Source organism: Kitasatospora sp. NPDC088742, assembly GCF_055584905.1.
The window spans coordinates 4513-24889 of record NZ_JBVJLD010000056.1 but is presented as its reverse complement, the minus strand read 5'-3'; the positions used below and the strand labels follow the sequence as shown (position 1 = coordinate 24889).

18 protein-coding genes are annotated in these 20377 nt (G+C 73.7%); 5 read left to right on the top strand and 13 right to left on the bottom strand.

Annotation, left to right across the window (positions count from 1 at the left end):
- Together ACZ6ZR_RS32585 and pdhA are read right to left on the bottom strand one after the other, a co-directional pair.
- Positions 1–996 carry an alpha-ketoacid dehydrogenase subunit beta gene (locus ACZ6ZR_RS32585; protein WP_465648570.1) on the bottom strand — a complete coding sequence of 332 codons (996 nt, stop codon included), beginning with the start codon at positions 994–996 and terminating at the stop codon, positions 1–3.
- Positions 993–2132: a pyruvate dehydrogenase (acetyl-transferring) E1 component subunit alpha gene (gene pdhA, locus ACZ6ZR_RS32580; protein ID WP_465648568.1), complete on the bottom strand. Its 1140-nt coding sequence runs from the start codon at positions 2130–2132 to the stop codon at positions 993–995. Before pdhA ends, ACZ6ZR_RS32585 begins: the two co-directional genes overlap by 4 nt.
- Positions 2133–2323: 191 nt before the next feature.
- Here pdhA and ACZ6ZR_RS32575 point away from each other — a divergent pair, with 191 nt between their 5' ends.
- The gene (locus ACZ6ZR_RS32575; protein WP_465648567.1) at positions 2324–2812 is read left to right on the top strand and encodes an Lrp/AsnC family transcriptional regulator; all 489 of its coding nucleotides are present in this window, start codon (positions 2324–2326) and stop codon (positions 2810–2812) included.
- A gap of 142 nt (positions 2813–2954) precedes the next feature.
- On the opposite strand, the gene ACZ6ZR_RS32570 is transcribed toward ACZ6ZR_RS32575, so the two are convergent.
- Both ACZ6ZR_RS32570 and ACZ6ZR_RS32565 read right to left on the bottom strand, forming a co-directional pair.
- Positions 2955–3497, bottom strand: a complete 543-nt coding sequence (locus tag ACZ6ZR_RS32570; RefSeq protein ID WP_465648565.1) for a DinB family protein — start codon at positions 3495–3497, stop codon at positions 2955–2957.
- A gap of 25 nt (positions 3498–3522) precedes the next feature.
- On the bottom strand, positions 3523–4104 hold the full coding sequence (locus ACZ6ZR_RS32565; protein ID WP_465648563.1) for a TetR/AcrR family transcriptional regulator: 582 nt from the start codon (positions 4102–4104) through the stop codon (positions 3523–3525).
- A 109-nt stretch (positions 4105–4213) separates the two neighbouring features.
- Between ACZ6ZR_RS32565 and paaN the strand changes: the two genes are divergently transcribed.
- Positions 4214–5914, top strand: a complete 1701-nt coding sequence (paaN, locus tag ACZ6ZR_RS32560; protein WP_465648561.1) for a phenylacetic acid degradation protein PaaN — start codon at positions 4214–4216, stop codon at positions 5912–5914.
- Positions 5915–5921: 7 nt separating this feature from the next.
- Here paaN and ACZ6ZR_RS32555 read toward each other — a convergent pair whose 3' ends face one another.
- Positions 5922–7151 carry a bifunctional glycosyltransferase family 2/GtrA family protein gene (locus ACZ6ZR_RS32555; protein ID WP_465648559.1) on the bottom strand — a complete coding sequence of 410 codons (1230 nt, stop codon included), beginning with the start codon at positions 7149–7151 and terminating at the stop codon, positions 5922–5924.
- A 121-nt stretch (positions 7152–7272) separates the two neighbouring features.
- Here ACZ6ZR_RS32555 and ACZ6ZR_RS32550 point away from each other — a divergent pair, with 121 nt between their 5' ends.
- On the top strand, positions 7273–8745 hold the full coding sequence (locus ACZ6ZR_RS32550; RefSeq protein ID WP_465648557.1) for an FAD-dependent monooxygenase: 1473 nt from the start codon (positions 7273–7275) through the stop codon (positions 8743–8745).
- A 132-nt stretch (positions 8746–8877) separates the two neighbouring features.
- Here the strand turns inward: ACZ6ZR_RS32550 and ACZ6ZR_RS32545 are convergent, their stop codons facing one another.
- Positions 8878–9597: a TetR/AcrR family transcriptional regulator gene (locus tag ACZ6ZR_RS32545; protein ID WP_465648555.1), complete on the bottom strand. Its 720-nt coding sequence runs from the start codon at positions 9595–9597 to the stop codon at positions 8878–8880.
- A gap of 125 nt (positions 9598–9722) precedes the next feature.
- Here ACZ6ZR_RS32545 and ACZ6ZR_RS32540 point away from each other — a divergent pair, with 125 nt between their 5' ends.
- Both ACZ6ZR_RS32540 and ACZ6ZR_RS32535 read left to right on the top strand, forming a co-directional pair.
- Positions 9723–11216 carry an MFS transporter gene (locus ACZ6ZR_RS32540; protein WP_465648553.1) on the top strand — a complete coding sequence of 498 codons (1494 nt, stop codon included), beginning with the start codon at positions 9723–9725 and terminating at the stop codon, positions 11214–11216.
- A 149-nt stretch (positions 11217–11365) separates the two neighbouring features.
- Positions 11366–12664 carry a peptidoglycan-binding protein gene (locus ACZ6ZR_RS32535; RefSeq protein ID WP_465648551.1) on the top strand — a complete coding sequence of 433 codons (1299 nt, stop codon included), beginning with the start codon at positions 11366–11368 and terminating at the stop codon, positions 12662–12664.
- A gap of 58 nt (positions 12665–12722) precedes the next feature.
- Here ACZ6ZR_RS32535 and ACZ6ZR_RS32530 read toward each other — a convergent pair whose 3' ends face one another.
- From ACZ6ZR_RS32530 to ACZ6ZR_RS32500, 7 genes are all read right to left on the bottom strand, one after another.
- Positions 12723–13841 carry a CU044_5270 family protein gene (locus tag ACZ6ZR_RS32530; protein WP_465648549.1) on the bottom strand — a complete coding sequence of 373 codons (1119 nt, stop codon included), beginning with the start codon at positions 13839–13841 and terminating at the stop codon, positions 12723–12725.
- Positions 13838–14476: an RNA polymerase sigma factor gene (locus ACZ6ZR_RS32525; protein ID WP_465648547.1), complete on the bottom strand. Its 639-nt coding sequence runs from the start codon at positions 14474–14476 to the stop codon at positions 13838–13840. The genes ACZ6ZR_RS32530 and ACZ6ZR_RS32525 overlap by 4 nt, the downstream gene beginning before the upstream one ends.
- 53 nt (positions 14477–14529) lie before the next feature.
- Complete coding sequence (locus ACZ6ZR_RS32520) at positions 14530–15204, bottom strand: TrmH family RNA methyltransferase (RefSeq protein WP_465648545.1); 675 nt, start codon at positions 15202–15204, stop codon at positions 14530–14532.
- On the bottom strand, positions 15201–17327 hold the full coding sequence (locus tag ACZ6ZR_RS32515; RefSeq protein WP_465648543.1) for an FUSC family protein: 2127 nt from the start codon (positions 17325–17327) through the stop codon (positions 15201–15203). The genes ACZ6ZR_RS32520 and ACZ6ZR_RS32515 overlap by 4 nt, the downstream gene beginning before the upstream one ends.
- 10 nt (positions 17328–17337) lie before the next feature.
- Entirely contained in the window at positions 17338–18510 is a 1173-nt protein-coding gene (locus ACZ6ZR_RS32510) for an HTTM domain-containing protein (RefSeq protein WP_465648541.1), read from the bottom strand.
- Positions 18507–19133, bottom strand: a complete 627-nt coding sequence (locus tag ACZ6ZR_RS32505) for a DUF5819 family protein (RefSeq protein ID WP_465648539.1) — start codon at positions 19131–19133, stop codon at positions 18507–18509. Before ACZ6ZR_RS32505 ends, ACZ6ZR_RS32510 begins: the two co-directional genes overlap by 4 nt.
- A gap of 70 nt (positions 19134–19203) precedes the next feature.
- The coding region (locus tag ACZ6ZR_RS32500) for a rhodanese-like domain-containing protein (RefSeq protein ID WP_465648537.1) at positions 19204–20377 on the bottom strand (1174 nt) is incomplete at its 5' end.

Sequence of the window (20377 nt, the reverse complement as noted above, 5' to 3'; positions counted from 1 at the left end):
TCAGTCCTCCCACTGGAGGCGGGCCACCGCGTCCAGGATCCGGTCCACCCCGGGCAGGTGGTGGTGCTCGAGCATCGGCGGCGGGTACGGGATGTCGAAGCCGGTGACCCGCAGCACCGGGGCCGCCAGGTGGTGGAAGCACTTCTCGGTCAGCCGGGCCGCGATCTCCGCGCCGGCCCCGCCGAAGCCGGAGGCCTCGTGCACCACGACCGCCCGCCCGATCGAACGGACCACCTGACAGGCCGTCGCCTCGTCGAAGGGCACCAGCGAACGCAGGTCCAGCACCGCCAGGTCCCAGCCCTCGGCCTTGGCCGCCTCGGCCGCCTCCAGGCAGACCGGCAGCGAGGGCCCGTACGTCACCAGCACCGCCGAGGTGCCCGGGCGGCGCAGCACGGCCCGTCCGATCGGCTCCACCGAAGTCGCGAGGTCCAGCTGGTCCTTGCCCCAGTAGAGCCGCTTGGGCTCCAGGAAGACCACCGGGTCGTCGGAGGCGATGGACTCGCGGAGCAGCCCGTAGGCGTCCTGCACGGTGGCCGGGGTGACCACGTGCAGGCCGGGGGTGTGGGCGTAGTACGCCTCGGAGGAGTCGCTGTGGTGCTCGACCCCGCCGATGCCGCCGCCGTAGGGGATCCGGATGGTGATCGGCAGCGGGAGCTTCCCGGCGGTGCGGTTGCGCATCTTGGCGACGTGCGAGAACAGCTGCTCCATCGCCGGGTAGGCGAAGGCGTCGAACTGCATCTCGACCACGGGCCGCAGCCCGTACATCGCCATGCCGACGGCGGTGCCGAGGATGCCGGCCTCGGCCAGCGGGGTGTCCAGGCAGCGGTCGGGGCCGAACTCGGCGGTCAGGCCGTCGGTGATCCGGAAGACGCCGCCGAGCTGCCCGACGTCCTCTCCCAGCACGTGCACCGTCGGGTCCTCGCGCATGGCGTCCTTGAGCGCCGAGTTGAGGGCCTGGGCCATCGTGCTGGTCCGGGTGGTGGTGGCGGTGGTCATCGAGAGTGCTCCTCGGCGGCCAGCTCGGCGGCCAACTGCTCGGCCTGCTCCCGCAGTTGCTGGGTGGGCTCGGCGTAGACGTGGGCGAACAGCGACATCGGGTCCAGCTGCGCGTCGGCGTGGAACTCGCTGCGCATCCGGGTGGCCAGCGCCTCGGCGGCCTCGGTGGCGTCCTGCGCCAGGGCGGCGTCCATCAGCCCGGCCTCGCGGAGTTGACGCTCGATCAGCAGGATCGGGTCGTGGTCGCGCCAGGCGGCGATCTCCTCCTCCTCCCGGTACCGGGTGGCGTCGTCGGCGTTGGTGTGCGCCTCGATCCGGTAGGTGACCGCCTCGACCAGGGTCGGGCCGCCGCCGGAGCGGGCCCGCTCGACCGCCTCGGTGAGCACGGTGTGCATGGCCAGCGCGTCGTTGCCGTCCACCAGCCGGCCGGGCATCCCGTAGCCGACGGCCTTGTGGGCCAGGCTGGGCGCGGCGGACTGCCGGGTGAGCGGGACGGAGATGGCGTAGCCGTTGTTCTGGACCAGGAAGACCACCGGGGCGTTCAGCACGGCGGCGAAGTTCAGCGCCTCGTGGAAGTCGCCCTCGCTGGTGCCGCCGTCGCCGAGCATGGCCAGCGCGACGGTGGACTCCCCGCGCAGCCGGGCCGCGTGGGCCAGGCCGACCGCGTGCGGGGCCTGGGTGGCGAGCGGGGTGGAGAGCGGGGCGGTGCGGGTGGCCCGGGGGTCGTAGCCGGTGTGCGCGTTGCCCCGCAGCAGGGTGAGCGCCTCCAGCGGGTCGACGCCCCGGCTGACCACGGCCAGGGTGTCCCGGTAGCTGGGGAAGAGCCAGTCGTCCTGACGGAGCGCCAGCGCGGCGGCCACCTGGCAGGCCTCCTGGCCGGTCGAGGCCGGGTAGACGGCGAGGCGGCCCTGCTTGGTCAGGGTGGTGGCCTGCTGGTTGTAGCGGCGGCCCGCGACCAAGCGGCGGTAGAGCTCGGTGAGCAGCAGCGGCTCGGCCTTCTCGGCGGCCGGGGTGCCGAGCATCCGGTACGGCTCGTGGTCCGGCAGCAGCGGCGCCGGGTCGGTCCGCGGGCCGGAGGCTCCGGGAAGCCAGCCGGGCACGTCGCCGGCGAGGTGTCGGTGGTCGAGAACGGTCATCTCGGGCACCTCCTGAGGGTGGGGGGGAGGGTGCGGCAGGGGCGGGGTCATGCCGGTGGTGCACGAGGGGTGGCAGGGCTGGTCGCCGGAGCGCCTCCTCCCTACCGATTGTTCGGTTGTCTGTTCAATCTGGCCACAGCTGTGCCGTAGTGGTGGACAATCGGCCCGAACAGCAGTCTGCTGGGGACAGCATGTCCACAGCGGGAGGGTCGGGGGCCGTGTCCACTGAACAGACGTCCAGACTGGACCGGGTCGACCGGTCGATCCTCCGGCTGCTCCAGCAGGACGGACGGGCCTCGATACGCTCGGTGGCCGAGCGGGTGCACGTCTCCCGGGCCAACGCCTACGCCCGGATCTCCCGGATGGTCGAGGACGGCATCATCCGCGGCTTCACCGCCCGGATCGATCACGAGCGGGCCGGGCAGGGCGCCTCCGCCTACATCACGCTCAAGATCGTGCAGAACTCCTGGCGGACCGTCCGGGAGCAGCTGCTCGCCCTCCCCGGAGTGGCCCACATCGCCCTGGTGGGCGGCGAGTTCGACGTGCTGCTGCTGGTGCACACCGCCGACAACCAGGCCCTGCGGGAGCTGGTCCTCGGCCAGATCCAGAACATCCCGCAGGTACTCGCCACCCAGACCCTGCTGGTCTTCGAAGAGACCGACCAGGTACCGCCCGTCTAGGGACGTGGCTACGCCTCCGGGGGCGCGAGGAACTGCGCGAATCGGAAGGCGGCCCAGCGTGAGGTCGGGGCGTGCGAGCCGGTCGCACGTGTTGCCGTTCCCCTGCGCGCAGTTCCTCGCGCCCCCGGTGTGACCACTTCCGTCAGTAGCCGGTGGTGCCGTCGAGGCGCTCGCGGAGCAGGTCGGCGTGGCCGTTGTGGCGGGCGTACTCGGCCAGCGTGTGGATCAGGATCCGGCGCAGCGAGATCGGCTTCCCGGAGGCCCGGTGGGTGCCGGTGACCTCCAGCGAGGCGGCCTCGGCGGTGAGCCGGCGGGAGACCGCGACCTCGGCGCGCCAGGCCTCGACGGCCTCGGCCACGCTGCCGTCCAGGCGCTCGAAGTCCTGGTCCGGGTCCTCGTCGGAGTAGTACAGCAGCGGCAGCTCCTCACCCGCGAACTGGATCCGGAACCACCAGCGCTCGACCCCGGTGAGGTGGCGGAGCAGCCCGTGCAGGCTCAGGCCGGAAGGCTCGACGGCGGTGGTGGAGAGCTGGGCGTCGGTCAGGCCGGCGCACTTGAGCAGGAAGGTCTCCCGGTGCCAGTCCAGGAAGGCGGTGAGCAGCTCGTGCTCGGAGCCGGTGAGCGGAAGCGGCTCGCGCGGGTCGTCGGTGAGCGGCGGGGCCAGGTGTGCGGGCATCTCGGTCATGCGGGCAGCCTGCCACCCCCCACCGTCAGGCGCGCATCCCGTCGAAGGCCAGGTGCACCAGCGCCTCGGCCACCCCGTCGGTGTGCTTGCCGCCAGGGCGGTACCACTCCACGATCGAGTTGATCATCCCGAACAGCAGCCGGGTGGCCAGCCTGGGCTCCACGTCCGAGCGCAGCTCCCCGGCGGCCACCGCCTCCCGGACCAGCTCGGCCACCTGGTGGTCGAAGTCGCGCCGCCGCTCCAGCGCCCACTGCTCGGTCGCGGTGTTCCCCCGGACCCTCAGCAGCAGCGTGACGTACGGGAGTTCGGAGATCAGCACCTCCGCGGTGCGGCGCACCACGTGCTCCAGCCGGTCCACCGCGCGGCCGGTCAGCGCCTCGGGCTCGGCCAGGGTGCCGAACAGCGCGTCCAGCGCGCGGCCGACGGCGAGCTTCAGCAGCTCCTCCTTGCCGCGCACGTGGTGGTAGATCGAGGACTTGGAGATCCCGGCGGCCCGGGACAGGTCCTCCATCGAGGTGCCGTCGTACCCGCGCTCGTTGAAGACCCCGACCGTGACGGCGAGCAGCGAGTCGACGGTGTAGGCGGTGCGGGTGGAGTTCTCGGCCATGTGAACGAGTATCACCCGCGCGCCCCCGGGTCACTCCACCGCCCCATTGACCCGACCGATCGTTCGGTTACCCTGAGGGGTGACCAGTCCGCCCCAAAGGGAGCGCATCATGACCGCAGCGGCCAGCCACCCCGTCGTCGCCGAGCTGATCGAACGTCACCAGGCCACCCTGACCAGTGCGGTGGAGGCCACCAGGTCCCGCGACTACTGGTCGCCGTACCCGGAGTTCCCCAAGGCGTACGGCGAGACCGGCCAGGCCGACGGGCAGGCCGCCTTCGAGGCGGTGCTCGGCACCGCGCTGACCCTGGAGGGCCAGCCCGGCGACGGCACGACCGTCGGCGGCGAGACCTCCCCGTACGGCACCGAGCTGGGCGTGAGCTACCCGAAGGCCGAGGCCGAGGCGCTGATCGGCGCGATGGAGCTGGCCCGTCCGGCCTGGGCGGCGGCCGGGCCCGAGGCCCGCGCGGCGGTCAGCCTGGAGATCCTGGCCCGGATCAACGCGCGCTCGCACGAGTTCGCCCACGCCGTGATGCACACCACCGGCCAGGCGTACGGGATGGCCTTCCAGGCCGGCGGCCCGCACGCGCAGGACCGCGGTCTGGAGGCGGTGGCCTACGCGTACGCCGAGCAGACCAGGCTGCCCGCCCAGGCCCAGTGGACCAAGCCGCAGGGCAAGCGGGACCCGCTCTCGATGGTCAAGGACTTCGTGCCGGTGCCGCGCGGCCTCGCGCTGCTGGTCGGCTGCAACACCTTCCCGACCTGGAACGGCTACCCGGGCCTGTTCGCCTCGCTGGCCACCGGGAACCCGGTGCTGGTCAAGCCGCACCCCCGGGCCACCCTGCCGCTCGCGCTCACCGTCCAGGTCGCCCGCGAGGTGCTGGCCGAGGCCGGCTTCGACCCGAACCTGGTCACCCTGGCCGCCGAGGACGAGGGCGGCACACTGGCCGCCACCCTGGCGGTCCGCCCCGAGATCAAGCTGATCGACTACACCGGCTCCACCCAGTTCGGCGACTGGCTGGAGGAGAACGCCAAGCAGGCGCTGGTCTACACCGAGAAGGCCGGGGTCAACTCGGTGGTCGTCGAGTCCACCGACAACTACCGCGGCATGCTGGCCAACCTGGCCTTCGCGCTCTCGCTCTACAGCGGCCAGATGTGCACCACCCCGCAGAACGTGCTGATCCCGCGCACCGGCGTGCGCACCGACGAGGGCGGCAAGTCCTACGACGAGGTGGCCGCCGACCTGGCCCACGCGATCGAGAAGCTGCTCGGCGACGACGTCCGGGCCGCCGCCATCCTGGGAGCCGTGGTCAACCCCGGGGTGCTCGGCCGCAGCGTCCGGGCGGCCGGTGGCGAGTACGGCGAACTCGCCCTGGCGCCGCGGGCGGTGAGCTCCGAGGAGTTCCCCGGCGCGACCATCCGCACCCCCGCGCTGGTCAAGGTGGACGCGGACAAGCCGGACGACCAGGCGGCCTTCGCCGGCGAGTGCTTCGGCCCGGTCTCCTTCCTGGTCGCGGTGGAGTCCGCCGAGGCCGCGGTGGAGCTGCTGGCCCGCACCGTGCGCGAGCAGGGCGCGATGACCGCCTCCGCGTACACCGTGGACGCCGAGGTGGAGGCCGCCCTGGTCGCCGCCGCGCTGGACTCCGGCGTCTCGCTCTCGCTCAACCTCACCGGCGGGGTCTACCCGAACCAGACCGCCGCCTTCTCCGACCTGCACGGCACCGGGGCCAACCCGGCGGCCAACGCGGCGTACTGCGACGGCGCCTTCGTGGCCTCCCGCTTCCGCACCGTCGAGGTCCGCCGCCACAACTGACGGACGGTCACCGCTTCGGACGCCCCCGGCGGGGATTGAACACCCAGACCCTCAGCAGCAGGAAGCGCACGAGGGTGGCCAGCGCGTTGGCCGCGACCAGGGTGGCCAGCTCCGCCGGGTGCGAGGCGTCCGAGGGCAGCAGGGCGATCGCACCGCTGCTCAGCGCGAGCCCGATCAGGAAGGCGGCACCGCCCTCGACCTGGTGCCTCAGGGCGTCCCGGCTCCCCGTGACGCCGAACGTGAAGCGCCGGTTGAGCGCGGTGTTGCCGACCGCCGTGACCGCCAGTGCCAGCGCGTTGGCCAGGAAGGCCGGGGCCAGCTGGCGGGCCGTCAGGTAGAGCAGCACGTAGGCCAGGGTGCTCAGCGTGCCGACCACCGCGAAGCTGGCCAGCTGCCAGCCCAGCCCCGGCGGCAGCTCCGCCTGCCGCACCCGGCTGGGCAGTTGGTCGATCCGGCCGGCCCCGCTCAGCGAACGGCGCGCCACCCGGGCCATGCCCCGCAGGTCGTCCAGCGCGGTGCGGACGATGTCCACCCGGCTGTCCGGGTCGTCCACCCAGTCCACCGGCACCTCGTGGATCCGCAGCCCGGAGCGCTCGGCCAGCAGCAGCAGCTCGGTGTCGAAGAACCAGGCGTCGTCCTCCACCGACCCCAGCATCCGCTGGACCACCTCGGTCCTGGCCGCCTTGAACCCGCACTGGGCGTCCGAGAACTTGGCCGCCATGGTGGCCCGCAGCAGCACGTTGTAGGTGCGCGAGATGAACTCCCGCTTCGCACCCCGCACCACCGCCGAACCCCGGTGCAGCCGGCTGCCGATGGCCAGGTCGCTGTGCCCGGAGAGCAGCGGAGCGACCAGCGGGAGGAAGGCCTCCAGGCCGGTGGAGAGGTCCACGTCCATGTAGGCCACCACGTCGGCCTCGCTGGCGCCCCAGACCTGACGGAGCGCCCGGCCCCGGCCCTTGAGGTCCAGGTGGACCGCGCGCACCCCGGGCAGCTCGGCGGCCAGCCCGGTGGCCACCTGCCAGGTGCCGTCGGTGCTGGCGTTGTCCGCCACGGTGATCAGGAACGGGTAGGGGAAGGTCTCGGCCAGGTAGGCGTGCAGCGTACGGACGCACGTCTCCACCGTGTGCTGCTCGTTGTGGACCGGGACGACCACCTCGACCAGCTTGGTCCGGCTCGGGGTGGCGCTGGCGGGAGCGGGGCCGACCGCGGTCGTGCCCCGAGCTGCGGGCTCAGTCATGTCAGTGAGATTCACAGGGACTGATGGGCCCGCGATGATGGAAGGCTGAGAGGAAGCTTAGAAGGCCCGGGCGGTGCCCGGGCCCCTGCTCGAACGCTGGTCCGATCAACGGGAGATGGGCATGTCCGAGAAGCAGCTGGCATCCGATGTGGTGGTGGTCGGCGCGGGCCCGACCGGGCTCCTGCTGGCCGGGGACCTGGCCGTCGCCGGGCTGCGGGTGACGGTCTTGGAGAAGCGGACCACCGAGTCCAACCTCACCAGGGCCTTCGCCGTGCACGCCCGCACCCTGGAGCAGCTCGACGCCCGCGGCCTGGCCGACGACCTGATCGCCACCGGCACCACCCTGGACCACCTTCGGCTGTTCGGCGGCCTGGAGGCCCGGCTGGACCGGCTGCACACCCGGTTCCCCTTCGTCCTGATCACCCCGCAGTACAACGTCGAACGGCTGCTCCAGGAAAGGGCGGTGAAGGCAGGCGCGGTGATCGTCCGCGGCGCCGAGGTCTCCGACCTGCGGCAGGACGGACAGCGGGTCGAGCTGGACACCCGGGACGGCCGGACGTACACCGCCGCCTACGCGGTCGGCACCGACGGGGTCCGCTCCGCCGTCCGCGACCTGCTGGGCATCCCCTTCCCCGGCCAGTCCGTGGTCAACTCCGTGCTGCTCGCCGACGTCCGGCTGGAGCGGCCCCCGGCCGACACCCTCAACGTCGGCACCGGGGAGCACGGCTTCGCCTTCCTGGTCCCGTTCGGTGACGGCTGGCACCGGGTGATCGCCTGGTCACGCGACCACCAACTCCCGGACGACGCACCGGTGGAGCTCGACGAGATCGCCGCCATCACCCGCGAGGCCTTCGGCGAGGACCACGGCATGCACGACGCCCGCTGGCTCTCGCGCTTCCACAGCGACGAACGCCAGGCCCCCAACTACCGCTCCGGGCGCGTCCTGCTGGCCGGCGACGCCGCCCACTGCCACTCCCCGGCCGGCGGGATGGGCATGAACACCGGCCTCCAGGACGCCGCCAACCTCGGCTGGAAGCTGGCCGGAGCCGTCCGGGGCTGGGCACCTGACGCCCTGTTGGACAGCTACCAGACCGAACGCTGGCCGGTCGGCCGCGCCGCGGTGCTCAGCTCCGGCGCCCTGGTCCGGGTCGCCCTCGGCGGGTCGGCCCCGGCCCGGCTGCTGCGCGGCGCGGTCGGCGTCCTCGGGGAGCGCCTCGGCCCGGTCGGCGAGGCCGGGGTCAAGCGGATCTCCGGCATCGGCATCGACTACCCCGCCCCCGGCGGTACCCACCACCTGACGGGCCGTCGCATCCCCGACCTCCGCCTCGCCGTCGACAGCCCCGGCTCCCCCTCCCGCCTCTACGAGGCGCTGCGCGGCGGCAAGGCCGTCCTGGTCTCCAACGACGACCTCAGCACCGTCCTCGAACCCTGGACCGACCGCGCCGTGACCGCCGCCCCCGACTCCCCCCACGGCAAACTCCGCGACACCGTCCTCCTGGTCCGCCCCGACGGCCACGCCGCCTGGGCCGCGGTCGACCCCAGCCGCGCCGAGATCCGCCGCGCGCTCGCCGCCCTGCTGGGCCCGGAGGGCTGACGGCCCTGCGGCCCGGAGGGCCGTCAGGGGCGCGAGGAACTGCGCGCAGGGGAACGGCAGCACGTGCAACTGGCTGACGGAGCCTCGGTTGCAGGTGAGCCGCCTTCCGATTCGCGCAGTTCCCCGCGCCCCTCAACGCGCAGCCAATTTCCCTTCGAGGCCGTCGAGGACGACGTCCAGGCCGTAGGTGAACTTGTCCTCGCGGATGGCGACCGGGTCCGGCGCGACGGTGCCGTACGCGGCGGTCAGGTGCTCGTGACCGGCGGCGGCCGCCGCCGCGGCCGGCATCCGCTTGCCGATGAACTCGGCCTCCGTCTCGCCCGAGCGGGCGATCGTCGCGAGCCAGGCGGCCTCGGTGGTGGTCATGCCGATGACGTAGGAGAAGACCACGTCGATCGCGCGTGAGGGCTCCTCGAAGCCGACCCCGGTGACCAGGGCGGCCAGCTTCTCCGAATAGGCCATCAGATTGGGCCCCAGGTAGGCGAGCCCCGCCTGCCCGAGCTGCGAGGCCAGCCACGGGTGCCGGAGCGAGGCGTCCCGGAACGACCGCGCCGCGGCCGTCACGTCGGCCCGCCAGTCCAGCCCGCCCGGCGCCGGCACCGCCATCTCGGCCGCCACCTCGTCCACCGCGAGCTCCATCAGCTCGTCCTTGGTGGCCACGTGCCGGTAGAGCGAGGTGGCCCCGGCGTTCAGGCGGGCGCCGAGCTTGCGCATGCTGAGCGCCTCCACGCCCTCCGCGTCCAGCATGGCGATCGCCTCCCGGACGATCCCCGCCCGGCTCAGGCCCGGCTGGTCGGGTTCGCGCTGCTCCCGGGCCCAGACCGATGCGACGGGTGCGGCCTTGGCTGCCATGCGTCCTCCTCCGTGCGTACGCCGTTCGCTCCAGCGTACACAGCTCGCCTCTTGCGAACACTGTACGCAGCTGCGTACAGTGTTCCCATCGAAGGAACAGTGTGCGCAACCGAGAGGGCAGAGTGATGGAATCCCGCAATCCCCACCGCTGGTGGATCCTGGTCGTGCTCTGCCTGAGCACCCTGGTCCTGGTGGTCGACAGCATGGCGCTGACCGTGGCCGTCCCGGCGATGACCGCCGACATCGGGGCGAGCGCCCAGGACATCCAGTGGATCCTGGACTCCTACGTGCTGGTCTTCGCGGGTCTGCTGCTCACCTCGGGCAGCCTGGGCGACCGCTTCGGCCGCCGCAAGGTGATGATCATCGGCCTGCTGCTCTTCGGCCTGGCCTCGCTCGCGGCGACGGTCTGCACCAGCCCCGGCGAGGTGATCGCGGCCCGGGTCGCGATGGGCGTCGGCGGCGCGCTGATCATGCCGTCCACCCTCTCCATCCTGATCACCGTCTTCGAGGAGGACGAGCGCGGCAAGGCGATGGCGGCCTGGGGCTCGGTCTCGATGCTCGGCCTGGTCGGCAGCCCGGTGCTGGGCGGCTTCCTGATCGACCACTTCTCCTGGCACTCGATCTTCTTCGTGAACGTCCCCGTGGTGGCCGTCGCGATCACCGCCGCCCTGCTGCTGATGCCCGAGTCCAAGGGCGCCTGGCGCAAGCCCGACCCGGTCGGTGCGGTGCTCTCGGCGGTCGGCATGACGGCGCTGATCTGGTGGATCATCGAGATCCCGCAGCACGGCGCGTTCGAGGGCCGCGGCCTGGTCACCCTGCTGGTCGCGGTCGCCACCCTGGTCGGCTTCGTGGTCTGGGAGAACGTCCACCCGGAGCCGATGGTCCCGCTGGTGCTGTTCCGGCAGCGCAACTTCAGCGGCGGCTCGCTCTCCCTGACGCTGGTTCAGATCGGCAACGGCGGCCTGCTGCTGGTGCTCACCCAGTACCTGCAGTTCGTGCTGGGGTACTCGCCGGTCAAGGCCGGGCTGGCCTTCGTCCCACTGGCGGTGGCCGCGCTGATCGGCAACGGGGCCGGCGCCGGGCTGGCCGCCAGGCTCGGCAACCGTCCGCTGGTGGTGACCGGCCTGCTGGTGATGGCCTCCTCCTTCGCCCTCTTCACCACCGTGGACGCGGACAGCGGCTTCACCGTCCCGGCCGTGGCGCTCGGCCTGCTCGGCCTCGGCGCCGGGGTGGCGATGCCCGCCGCGGTCTCGGCCCTGATGGGCACCATCCCCGAGGAGCAGGCCGGCGTCGGCTCCGCGCTGAACGACACCATCCAGCAGGCCGGCACCGCGCTCGGCATCGCCATCCTCGGCTCGCTGCTGACCAGCCGGTTCGCCGCCGAGATGCCCGCCGGGTCCTCGGAGCTCGCCAAGGGATCGATCTCCGGGGCCCTCGCCGTCGCCGGCGGCGACGCCGGCCTGGTCCGGACCGCCCGGGAGGCGTTCACCGCCTCGATGTCCACCACCCTCACCATCAGCGCGGTCGGCGTCCTGGCCGCAGCCCTGCTGGCCGGGCTGGTGATGCGCGACAGGAAGAGGGCCCCGGCCCCGGCCACCGAGGCCGAGCTCGTCGCCTGAACAGAGCGTCCCGCAGCGGAGGCCGACCCCACCCCCGGGGCCGGCCTCCGGCCGCTCCAAGGAAATTCACAGCTTTTCAGGTGATATGTCTGAATCTGACGGTGGAACACATTCCCTCCGGTACCCCCGAGGAGAGGCAGGCTCCGACCGTGCTGATCGAGTTCACCGAGATAGAACCGGACCGGGACTGCGGCTGCGGCGGCTGCTCGGCCCGCAGGCTGGCCAGGCTGCACGCCGCCCCGGTCGCCGAGGGCGGCCACCGCTCCGCCCACGGGGCGCGCCGCGCCGCGCTGCTGTTCGCGGCCGTCGGCTCCGTGCTCGGCGGCGGCTCCGTCGCCACCGCCACCGCCGCGCCCGCCCCCTCCCCCGCCGGGACGGAGAGCGGCTCCACGCCGCAGGGCTCCGTCGCCCCGCTGCGCGGCGCGGCGGCCGCCGAGACCCGCGGCCTGCGCGCGGTCCGCGCCACCACCCGGGCCGAGATCATGGCCCGGGCCCAGGGCTGGGTCGACCAGCAGGTGCCGTACAGCATGGGCAGCTACTGGTCCGACGGCTACCGGCAGGACTGCTCCGGCTTCGTCTCGATGGCCTGGGGCCTCGGCAGCAGCCAGACCACCTGGACCCTCCCCGACTACGCGACCCGAATAGCGCGGGCCGACCTCCAGCCGGGCGACATCCTGGTCTACAACAACGCGGCCGACCCGGCGGGCGGCTCGCACACCGTCGTCTTCGGCGGCTGGGCGGACTCGGCCCGCTCCAAGTACCTGGCCTACGAGCAGACCAGGCCCGCCACCCGGAAGCGGACCACCCCGTACGCGTACTGGAACAACTCCGCCTCCTACCTGGCCTACCGCTACCTGGGCCTGGACGGCCCGGCCCCCGCCCCGGCACCCGCGCCCGATGCCTTCCCGGGGTCGGACGCCTTCGGTCCGGGGCAGCGGAACGAGTACGTGAAGCGCCTCGGCGAGATGCTGGTGCAGCGCGGCGGCACCCGGTTCTACGCCGAGGGCCCCGACCCGAGCTGGGGCGAGGCCGACCGGCGGGCCACCGAGGCCTTCCAACTCGCCCAGGGCTGGCGCGGCTCCGAGGCCGACGGCTACCCCGGCAAGGACACCTGGGAGCTGTTGGTCCGTCACCAGGGCAGGGACATCCCGCCCGCCGTCAACCAACCGGCCCCGCCGCCGGCGACTCCGGCCCCGGTCCCGTCCTCACCGCCGTACCCGGGCGCGGAGCGGTTCGGCCCCGGGCAGTCCAACGAGTACGTCCGGCAGCTCGGCGAACAGCTCGTCAGGAAGGGCTACGGCCGTCACTACGCCGAGGGCCCCGGCCCGGAGTGGGGCGAGGCCGACCGGCTCAACGTCGCCGACTTCCAGCGCGCCCAGGGCTGGACGGGCAGCGAGGCCGACGGCTACCCGGGGCCGCACACCTGGAAGCTGCTGTTCGGGTCCTGAGGCCCGCGCCCGGTGTCCTCGGACGGCGGGACCGCCGTCCGAGGACACCGGGCTCCGGTCAGGCGCTGCCACCACCCGTGGCGGGCCGCTCCTTCTGCTTGTCGACGACGGCCCGCTCCAGGACGGCGGTGCGCTCGGTCACCGTGCCGGGCTTGACGTTGCCGAACTGCTTGATCTGGACGCCCCGGCTGCCCAGGTAGGCGAAGGAGCTGCGGTCGAAGACCAGCTCCAGCCGCTCACCGGTCTTCCCGTCCAGGCGGGCCAGCGCGAGGCCGCTGCGGCCGGCGGCGTCCTGGGAGTTCTGCACGACGACCACACCGGGGATCTTCGCGGCGGCCTCGTAGAGCGCGGCGGCGGTCCGGGCCGGCACCAGCTGCTCGTTGACGATCGACCTGACCTCCTCGAAGGCCTGCTGGTCCCGGTCGCGCGGGCCCTCGACGGTCGGGTAGAGCGTCTTCAACAGCGCGGCCGGGTCGGCCGGTTGGGCCTTGAGCCAGTTGTAGGACCGGTTCTGGACCTCGCCCGGGACGTCCTTGCCGTTCACCGGCTTGGAGTGCGGGTTGGAGTTGCCGAGGCCGACGCCGCCCTCGTCCTGGTAGCCCGGCTCGTCGAGCCAGCCGTCGAGCCCGTCGGGGGACTTCCAGACCTCACGGCCGTGCAGCGGCTGCACCCAGGTCTTCGACTCGTCGGTGTCGGCGTTGTACGAGGAGGCCTGGTAGGAGACCGTGCTCTTGACGTAGACGTACTGGCCGGGCTTCGGCTCCGGGGTCTTCCGGCTGCTCAGGGCGGCGGAGATCTGCTGGACGGTGGAGGCGAGTTGGACGCTGCTGCCCTCCTCGACCGCCACGACGGGCGCCTCCACCGCGGCCGGCCCCCGGCCCGGTGTGCCCGGGGTCAGCGCGCCGACGGCGACCACCGCGGCGAGCGCGGCGGCGGCGACCGGGACGGCGATCAGCAGGGCACGGCGCCCCGGGCGCCGCGCGGCCGGGGCCACGGCGGTGGACTGGGGGGTGGGTGCGGAGGTGCGGATCTCGTTCAACAGGTGCTCCTCGAACAGCAGTTGACGGTCGATCGGCATACCGGGGGCCGACGGGGCCGGCAGCAGCCGGGCGAGCTCCGTGTGGTCCGGGCCCGTGAGGTCCAGGGGCTCCGTCCGCTTCCAGAACTTGCGGGTCATCCGTAGGTCTCCTCGTGCGACTCGTAAGACCGGGCCGCGTTGGTGCGGCCGCCCCGTACTTGTCCGGGGCGCGGAAGCGGTTCCCGGTTTTTCCGCAGTTCCTTCTCGGCCAGCGCGCGCAGCCGGGTGCGGGCCCGGGAGAGCCGCGAGCGCACGGTGCCGATCGGGATGCCGAGCGCGGCGGCGGCCTCGGCGTACCCGAGGCCCGACCAGACGCAGAGCGTGAAGACCTCGCGCTCGGTGCGCCGGAGCTGCTTCAACGCGCGCTGCGCGGCCGCGAGTTGGTCGGCGTCGGCGAGCCGCCCGACGAGTTCGTCGGCGAAGTCCGGGACACTGTCGCGGGCAGGCAGCCGCCCCAGGGCAGCCCGGTGGCGGCGGCCCGCGCGGCGGGTGTTGCGCAGCACGTTGACCGAGATGCCCATCAGCCACGGGCGCGGGCCGGCCTCGTGGTCGAGCAGCCGCTCCCGCAGCCGCCAGGCCTCCAGGAAGGTCAGCGAGACGACCTCTTCGGCGAGGTCCCGGTCGCCGCTGACCCTGACCGCGTGCCGGTGGACCAGGGGGGCGTGGTCGCGGAAGAGCTCCCGGAACGCTTCCGGGTCTCCCGCGCGTATTCGGGCGTGCGATGTGTAGTCCACGAGGTGCCTTGTCCGCCCCGGGGCACCGGTTCCGGTGACCTGGGTCACACCGCTCAGGCGTGCCGGCGGATCCAGCTGTGCATGGCGATCGCGGCGGCGGCGCCCGCGTTGATCGAGCGGGTGGAGCCGAACTGGGCGATCGAGCAGACCGCCGACGCGTGCTCCCACGCCTCGGGGGTCAGGCCGGGGCCCTCCTGGCCGAAGAGCAGCACGCAGCGCTCGGGCAGCTCGAAGGTCTCGATCGGGACGGCGCCCGGCAGGTTGTCGATGCCGATCACGGCCAGGCCCTGCTCGGCGGAGTAGGCGGCCAGGGTGGCCACCGAGTCGTGGTGGCGGACGTGCTGGTACCGGTCGGTGACCATGGCGCCGCGGCGGTTCCAGCGGCGGCGGCCGACGATGTGCACCTCGCCGGCCAGGAAGGCGTTGGCGGTGCGGACCACCGAGCCGATGTTGAAGTCGTGCTGCCAGTTCTCCACCGCGACGTGGAAGCCGTGCCGCCGGGTGTCCAGGTCGGCGACGATCGCCTCCCGGGTCCAGTACCGGTACTGGTCGGTCACGTTGCGCCGGTCCCCGTGGGCGAGCAGCTCGGGGTCGTACTGCGGGCCGGCGGGCCAGGGCCCGGGGTACGGGCCGACGCCGACCTCCCGGTCGTCGGGGGCGGTGAAGGCGTCGTCGTACTGCTCGCCCGTGTGCGGGGTCCCGGTGCCGGGGGTGTCGGTGCTGCTCACGTCCCCGAGGGTACGCGGCGGGGCTTGGCGGCCTTCTCCAGGTCGGTGAGTGCGGCGAGCACCATCCGGCTGCCGGCCCGGGCCACCTCGATCCGGTCGCGCGGGGGCAGCCCGGCCAGCTCGGCGTCCCAACGGCGGTGCAGGGCCCGCAGCGCGGCGAAGTCCACCGGGTCGCCGACCAGCAGGGCACCGGCCGCGATGGCGGTGGCGTCCCGCAGCTCCTCGGCGAACCCGGCCGCGCCGGGCACCGGATCGGCGTCGGCGGGCGGCAGGTGAGCCTCCATCAGGACGGTGGAGCGGCCGAGCATCCCGACCGCGGCGCGGGCCCGGTCGATCTGTTTGCGGGTCAGTTCGGGCAGCCGGCCCTCGTGCCCGACCGGCTCGGCGTCGGCCCGGTCGATCGCCTGGAGCAGTTCGGAGCGGGCCTCCCGGGAGTCCAGCAGCGCGCTGCGCACGGCATCGCCGCCCCGGGCCGGCTCGCCGAAGACGGTGAGCACCGAGGCCCCGTACCGCCCGGCCGCCGCCAGCCACTCGGCCAGCCGCTCCGCCAGCCGGGCGGTCTGCCAGGTGGGGAAGAGCGCGTAGGCGAGCAGCGCGATGCTCCCGCCGATCAGGGTGAGCAGGATCCGGTCGGTGGCGGTGCGCACCGGGTCGCCGGGCTGCAGGCCGAGCAGGAAGACCACGTAGGAGGAGACGCAGGCGGTCATCACCGCGTAGCCCGTACGGAGCGTCAGGTAGGCGCCGCCCATGAAGCCGACCGCGAGCAGGGCGGAGAGCCACTGCCCGGGATGGAAGAGCTGCACCACGGCGGTGGAGACGGCCACCCCGACCACCGTCCCGGCCAGCCGGGCCACGCCCCGGCTGTAGGTCTGGGCGAAGTCCGGCCGCATCACCATGGCGGCGGTGAGCGGGGCCCAGTACCCGTGGTGCAGGTCGAGCACCTTGGCCGCCAGGTAGGAGAGGGTGACCACGGCGGAGAGCCGGACGGCGTGCTGGAACACCGCCGAGCGCGGCCGGAGTTGGCGCCGCACGGCCAGCAGGACGGTCGGGGCCAGCCGGAACAGCGGGGGGCGGCGCAGCCCGGGCCCGGCCGTCCCGCTGGAGACCGTCTCCTTGTCCTCGCGGTCCAGGGTGTCCACGGCCTTGCGCAGCAGCGAGCCGAGCCGCCGGGCGGAGCGGCCGGCGGCGCCGCTGAGCGCCGCGTGCTCCGGGTCGGCGGTCTTCGGGTCACGGGCCGTCAGGGCGAGCGCCGGGGAGGACTTGGGGGAGCGGTACGGCTCGCCGCTGCGGACCGCCCGGGCCAGCGCGTCCATGGTCTCGGCGGCGGCGGCCAGCAGCTCCAGCGCCCGGTCCCGCTCCGGGCCCTCGGCCGCGGCGCCCACCTTGGGGTCGGCCAGCGCCGCCAGGGTGGGGCGGATCCGCTCCGCGATGCCGCGCAGCCCGCGCAGTTCGGGCGGGCGGTGCCGGGCCTGCCAGGGCGTCAGGGTGGCGGCGTGCCGGGCGGTGATGAACGGGGCCGGGTCCACGTGGGCCACCGGGTCCTGGCGCAGCCGCCGGGCGTAGTGGGCGAGTTCGGCGTACGCGTCGGCCAGCGCGTCCCGCTGGGCCCGCCAGGAGTCGATCGGCCAGAGCGTCACCACCAGCGCCTGGCTGCCGCCGCCGAGCGCGCAGAGCAGCCCGTGGCCCAGCGCGGTGGGCACGCTGACGGGCAGTTGGACCACCACCAGCATCACCGACACGGTGGTCGCGGCCACCACCCCGGCGCTCGGCCCGATCGACCAGGCCAGCCCGGCGCCGAAGGCCCAGACCGCAAGCAGCACCGGGAAGGCCCCGGGGATGCCGACCGCCAGGTAGCCGAGGAAGGTGCTGACGCCCAGTCCGATCCCGGCCGCCACGGCCAGCGAGACCCGGGGGCGGAAGCTGCGCTGGAAGGTGGCCGTCCCGGCGATGAAGGCGCCCATCGCGGCCGAGGTGGCGGCGCCCGGCCCGAGCAGGGCCAGGGTGGGGAAGACCACCAGCGCGGCGGCCACCGCCCCGCGCAGCGCCCGGCGCGGGTTGCTGAGGCTCCGGTCCACCTTCAACCCGGCGCGCACGCTGTCGCGCAGGGCCGCAAACCAGGACATAGGGCACAGCTTAGACCGGCGTGGCTCGGTGGCCCCGGATTCTCCGCTCGCACCGGAGCAGCGCGGCGGTCGGCAGGAAGACCGCGTCCGCCGCGATCATCGTGAGGGAGAAGAACGGCAGGCCCAGCAGGACCGCGATCCCCAGGTGCTCGGCCGCCAACAGGACCAGCAGGACGTTCTTCAGACGGCGGTTCAGCAGGGTGAAGGGGAAGGCCACCTGGAGGATCACGGTGCCGTAGGTGAGCAGGAAGACCATCACCAGGGAGCCGCCGGCCAGCGCCGAGAGGGCGGGCCAGGGGGTGAAGTAGTCCAGGTGCAGCGGGTAGTGCAGGGCGGTGCCGTCCTGCCAGCGCGAGCCCTGCACCTTGTACCAGCCGGCCGTGGCGTACACCAGGACCACCTGGGCGCCGATCACCAGCAGGGCGCAGTGGTGGGCCATGGTCGCCAGCGCGTCCAGCACCGCGCGCGGCTCGCCCTCCGGGGCGTACCGCTCGACCGCCCACCAGAGGGCGGCGACCAGCCAGAGCAGGAGCAGCAGCAGCCGGGGCCAAGGCCAGGCGCCCGGACCGATCAGCAGCGGGACGCCGAGCAGCGCCCAGAGCCAGGGCGCTCCCCGCCCCGCACCCCGCCCCGGGCCGCGGCGGGCGTCCAGCGACCAGACCTCGGCGCAGCGGGTGAACACCAGGTAGAAGGCGATCAGGTGGATCACGTTGTCCCCGCCGTCGCCGACGAAGACGTTCCGGTTCTGCAGCGAGACCACGGTGGCCAGGTAGACCGCCCCGCTCGCCCTGGTCCGCCAGCCGAGCGCGAAGAGCACCGCCGCCACGATCGCCAGGTGGTAGACCAGCTCGAACCAGAGCCGCCCCGAGAACCAGGGCAGCACCGAGAAGGCGTCGTTCTCCGCCAGCAGTCCGGCCGCCAACCGGTCCGACCAGGGCGAGAGGTCGCCGTACAGCACCCGGCGGTGGGGCCACTCGCGGACCAGGAAGGCGGCCCAGACCAGGCCGAAGCCGATCCGCACCACGGCCGCCTGGTGGCGGCCCAGGGCGCGGGAGGAGAAAGCTTCCGCCGCGCGGCGCCAAGCCGGCGGGGGCGGAGGTGGCGAGGACGGCGGCGGCGAGGACGGCGGCGCGGGCGGCTGACCCTCGGTCAGCTCGGCGGGCGTGAGGTCCGTGGAGGTCACCACAGCCCCCGCAGGTCGTCCTCGTCCACCGGCCACCAGGGCAGCTCGCGCTGGTGCGGGGCAGTGTCCACCTGCTCCCGGCTCCACGGCGGCGGGGCCAGCACGGTGGTGACCACCCGCACCTGCACCTCGTACGGCCGCTTCCCCTCGGGGGACGGGCCGATCCGCTGCAGGGCGGTGCGCTTCAGGTAGAGCTCGGAGGGCTTGGCCCGGGTGCCGGGGGCGGTGCCGTCCTCCGGGTGGGCGGAGTCGTAGAAGTCCCAGGCCCGGCGGAGCTGGTTCTGGTCGAGGTGGCTGGGCGCCGGGTTGCCCCGTACGGCCGCGATGTCACGGGCCGTCAGGCCGAGCCAGTCGCCGGTGGTCTCGGTGCCGTCCGGCGCGACGGTGCGCAGCCGGGCCTCCAGCGCGACGTTCTGCTGGAGCGGGTCGGGCGCGAAGAGCTTCCAGTTCTGCTCGAACTCCGGGTAGACCACCGCGTCCAGCTGCGGCCGGTACCGGTCGGAGAAGGCGTTCGGCGGGGCCGAGTTCAGGAACAGCGCGGCCAGGAAGAGGGCGGTGCCGCCGAGCAGCGCCGCACCCGCGAGCACGAGCACGGCGGCCGCCGGGGTGGACCAGGTACGCACGGCAGCAGCTCCCTCCGGCACCGGTGTGCCGGAGGTCATCCTGCCGCAGCGCCCACCTGCGGGGAAGGAGCTACAGGACGAAGGCGTCCCGGCCGTCGCTGCTGACCATCGGGCGGCCGGCCGCCTCCCAGGCGAACATGCCGCCGTCCACGTTGACCGCCTCGCGGCCCTGCTGGACCAGGTACTGGACCACCTGCGCGGAGCGGCCGCCGACCCGGCAGAGCACGTACAGCTTCTCCCCCGGCAGCTCGTCCAGGCGGGCCACCACCTGGCCGATCGGGATGTGCTGGGCGCCGTCCACGTGCCCGGCGTCCCACTCGTCCTGTTCGCGGACGTCGAGCAGCGGGGCGTCGGCGGGTACCGAGGCGGCATCGATGGTGGGGAGCTGGGCGAACATCTCGGTCTCCTGGGTCCGTTGGCGGTCCCCGCCATTCTGCCCCGCCGCGGCCCCGGTCCCCGCCCCGGTCTCCGCCCCCGAGAGCAGCCGGTCCAGTTCGGCCTGCTTGGCGGCGGCCTGGCCGAGCAGCTGGTCGGCCAGCTCCTCCAGCAGCCGCTCCGGCTCCTGCGGGGCCAGCCGGAGCAGCTCGCCCATCGAGCTGTTCTCCAGGCGGACCTGCTCGACCGCGAGGTTGCGGATCCTGACGGTCAGCCAGTCCAGCCGCTGGAGCAGCCAGCCCTCGCGCTCCGGGGTGCCCGGGGCGGGGGCCGACTCCGGGGCGGTGGACCACTCCTCGGCCAGGTCCTCCAGGCCCTTGGCGTCGCCCTGCGCGTAGGCCTCGTTGACCCGGGCGATGAAGACGGCCCGGCGCTCCTGCTCGGCCGGGTCGGTGGTCAGGTCGGGGTGGGCGCGGCGGGCCAGCTCGCGGTAGAGCCGCTGCGCCTCCTTGCCGGGGCGGACCTTGCGCGGCTGCTCCGGCACCGCCGCGGACGGGGTCTCCGGCGGCAGCTGGTCGAAGAGGGCGTCCAGGTCCGGGAGTTCGGAGACCCGGTGGCGGGCCTCGGCGGCCCGGCGGATGTCCTCGTGCCGCCCGGTGCGGGCCGCGACGGTCTCCGCGACCAGGGCGTCCAGCTCGTCCAGCCGGACGTACAGCGGCCCGAGCAGCTGATGGTGGATCAGCGCGAAGTTGTCGATCTCCACCCGTAGCGTCTCGACGTCCACCTCCAGCGTCAGCCACGCCAACTCCGCAGCGGCTACCCGCTCCTCAAGCTCCACCGCGGCCTCCAACCGGTCGGACGACAAGGGG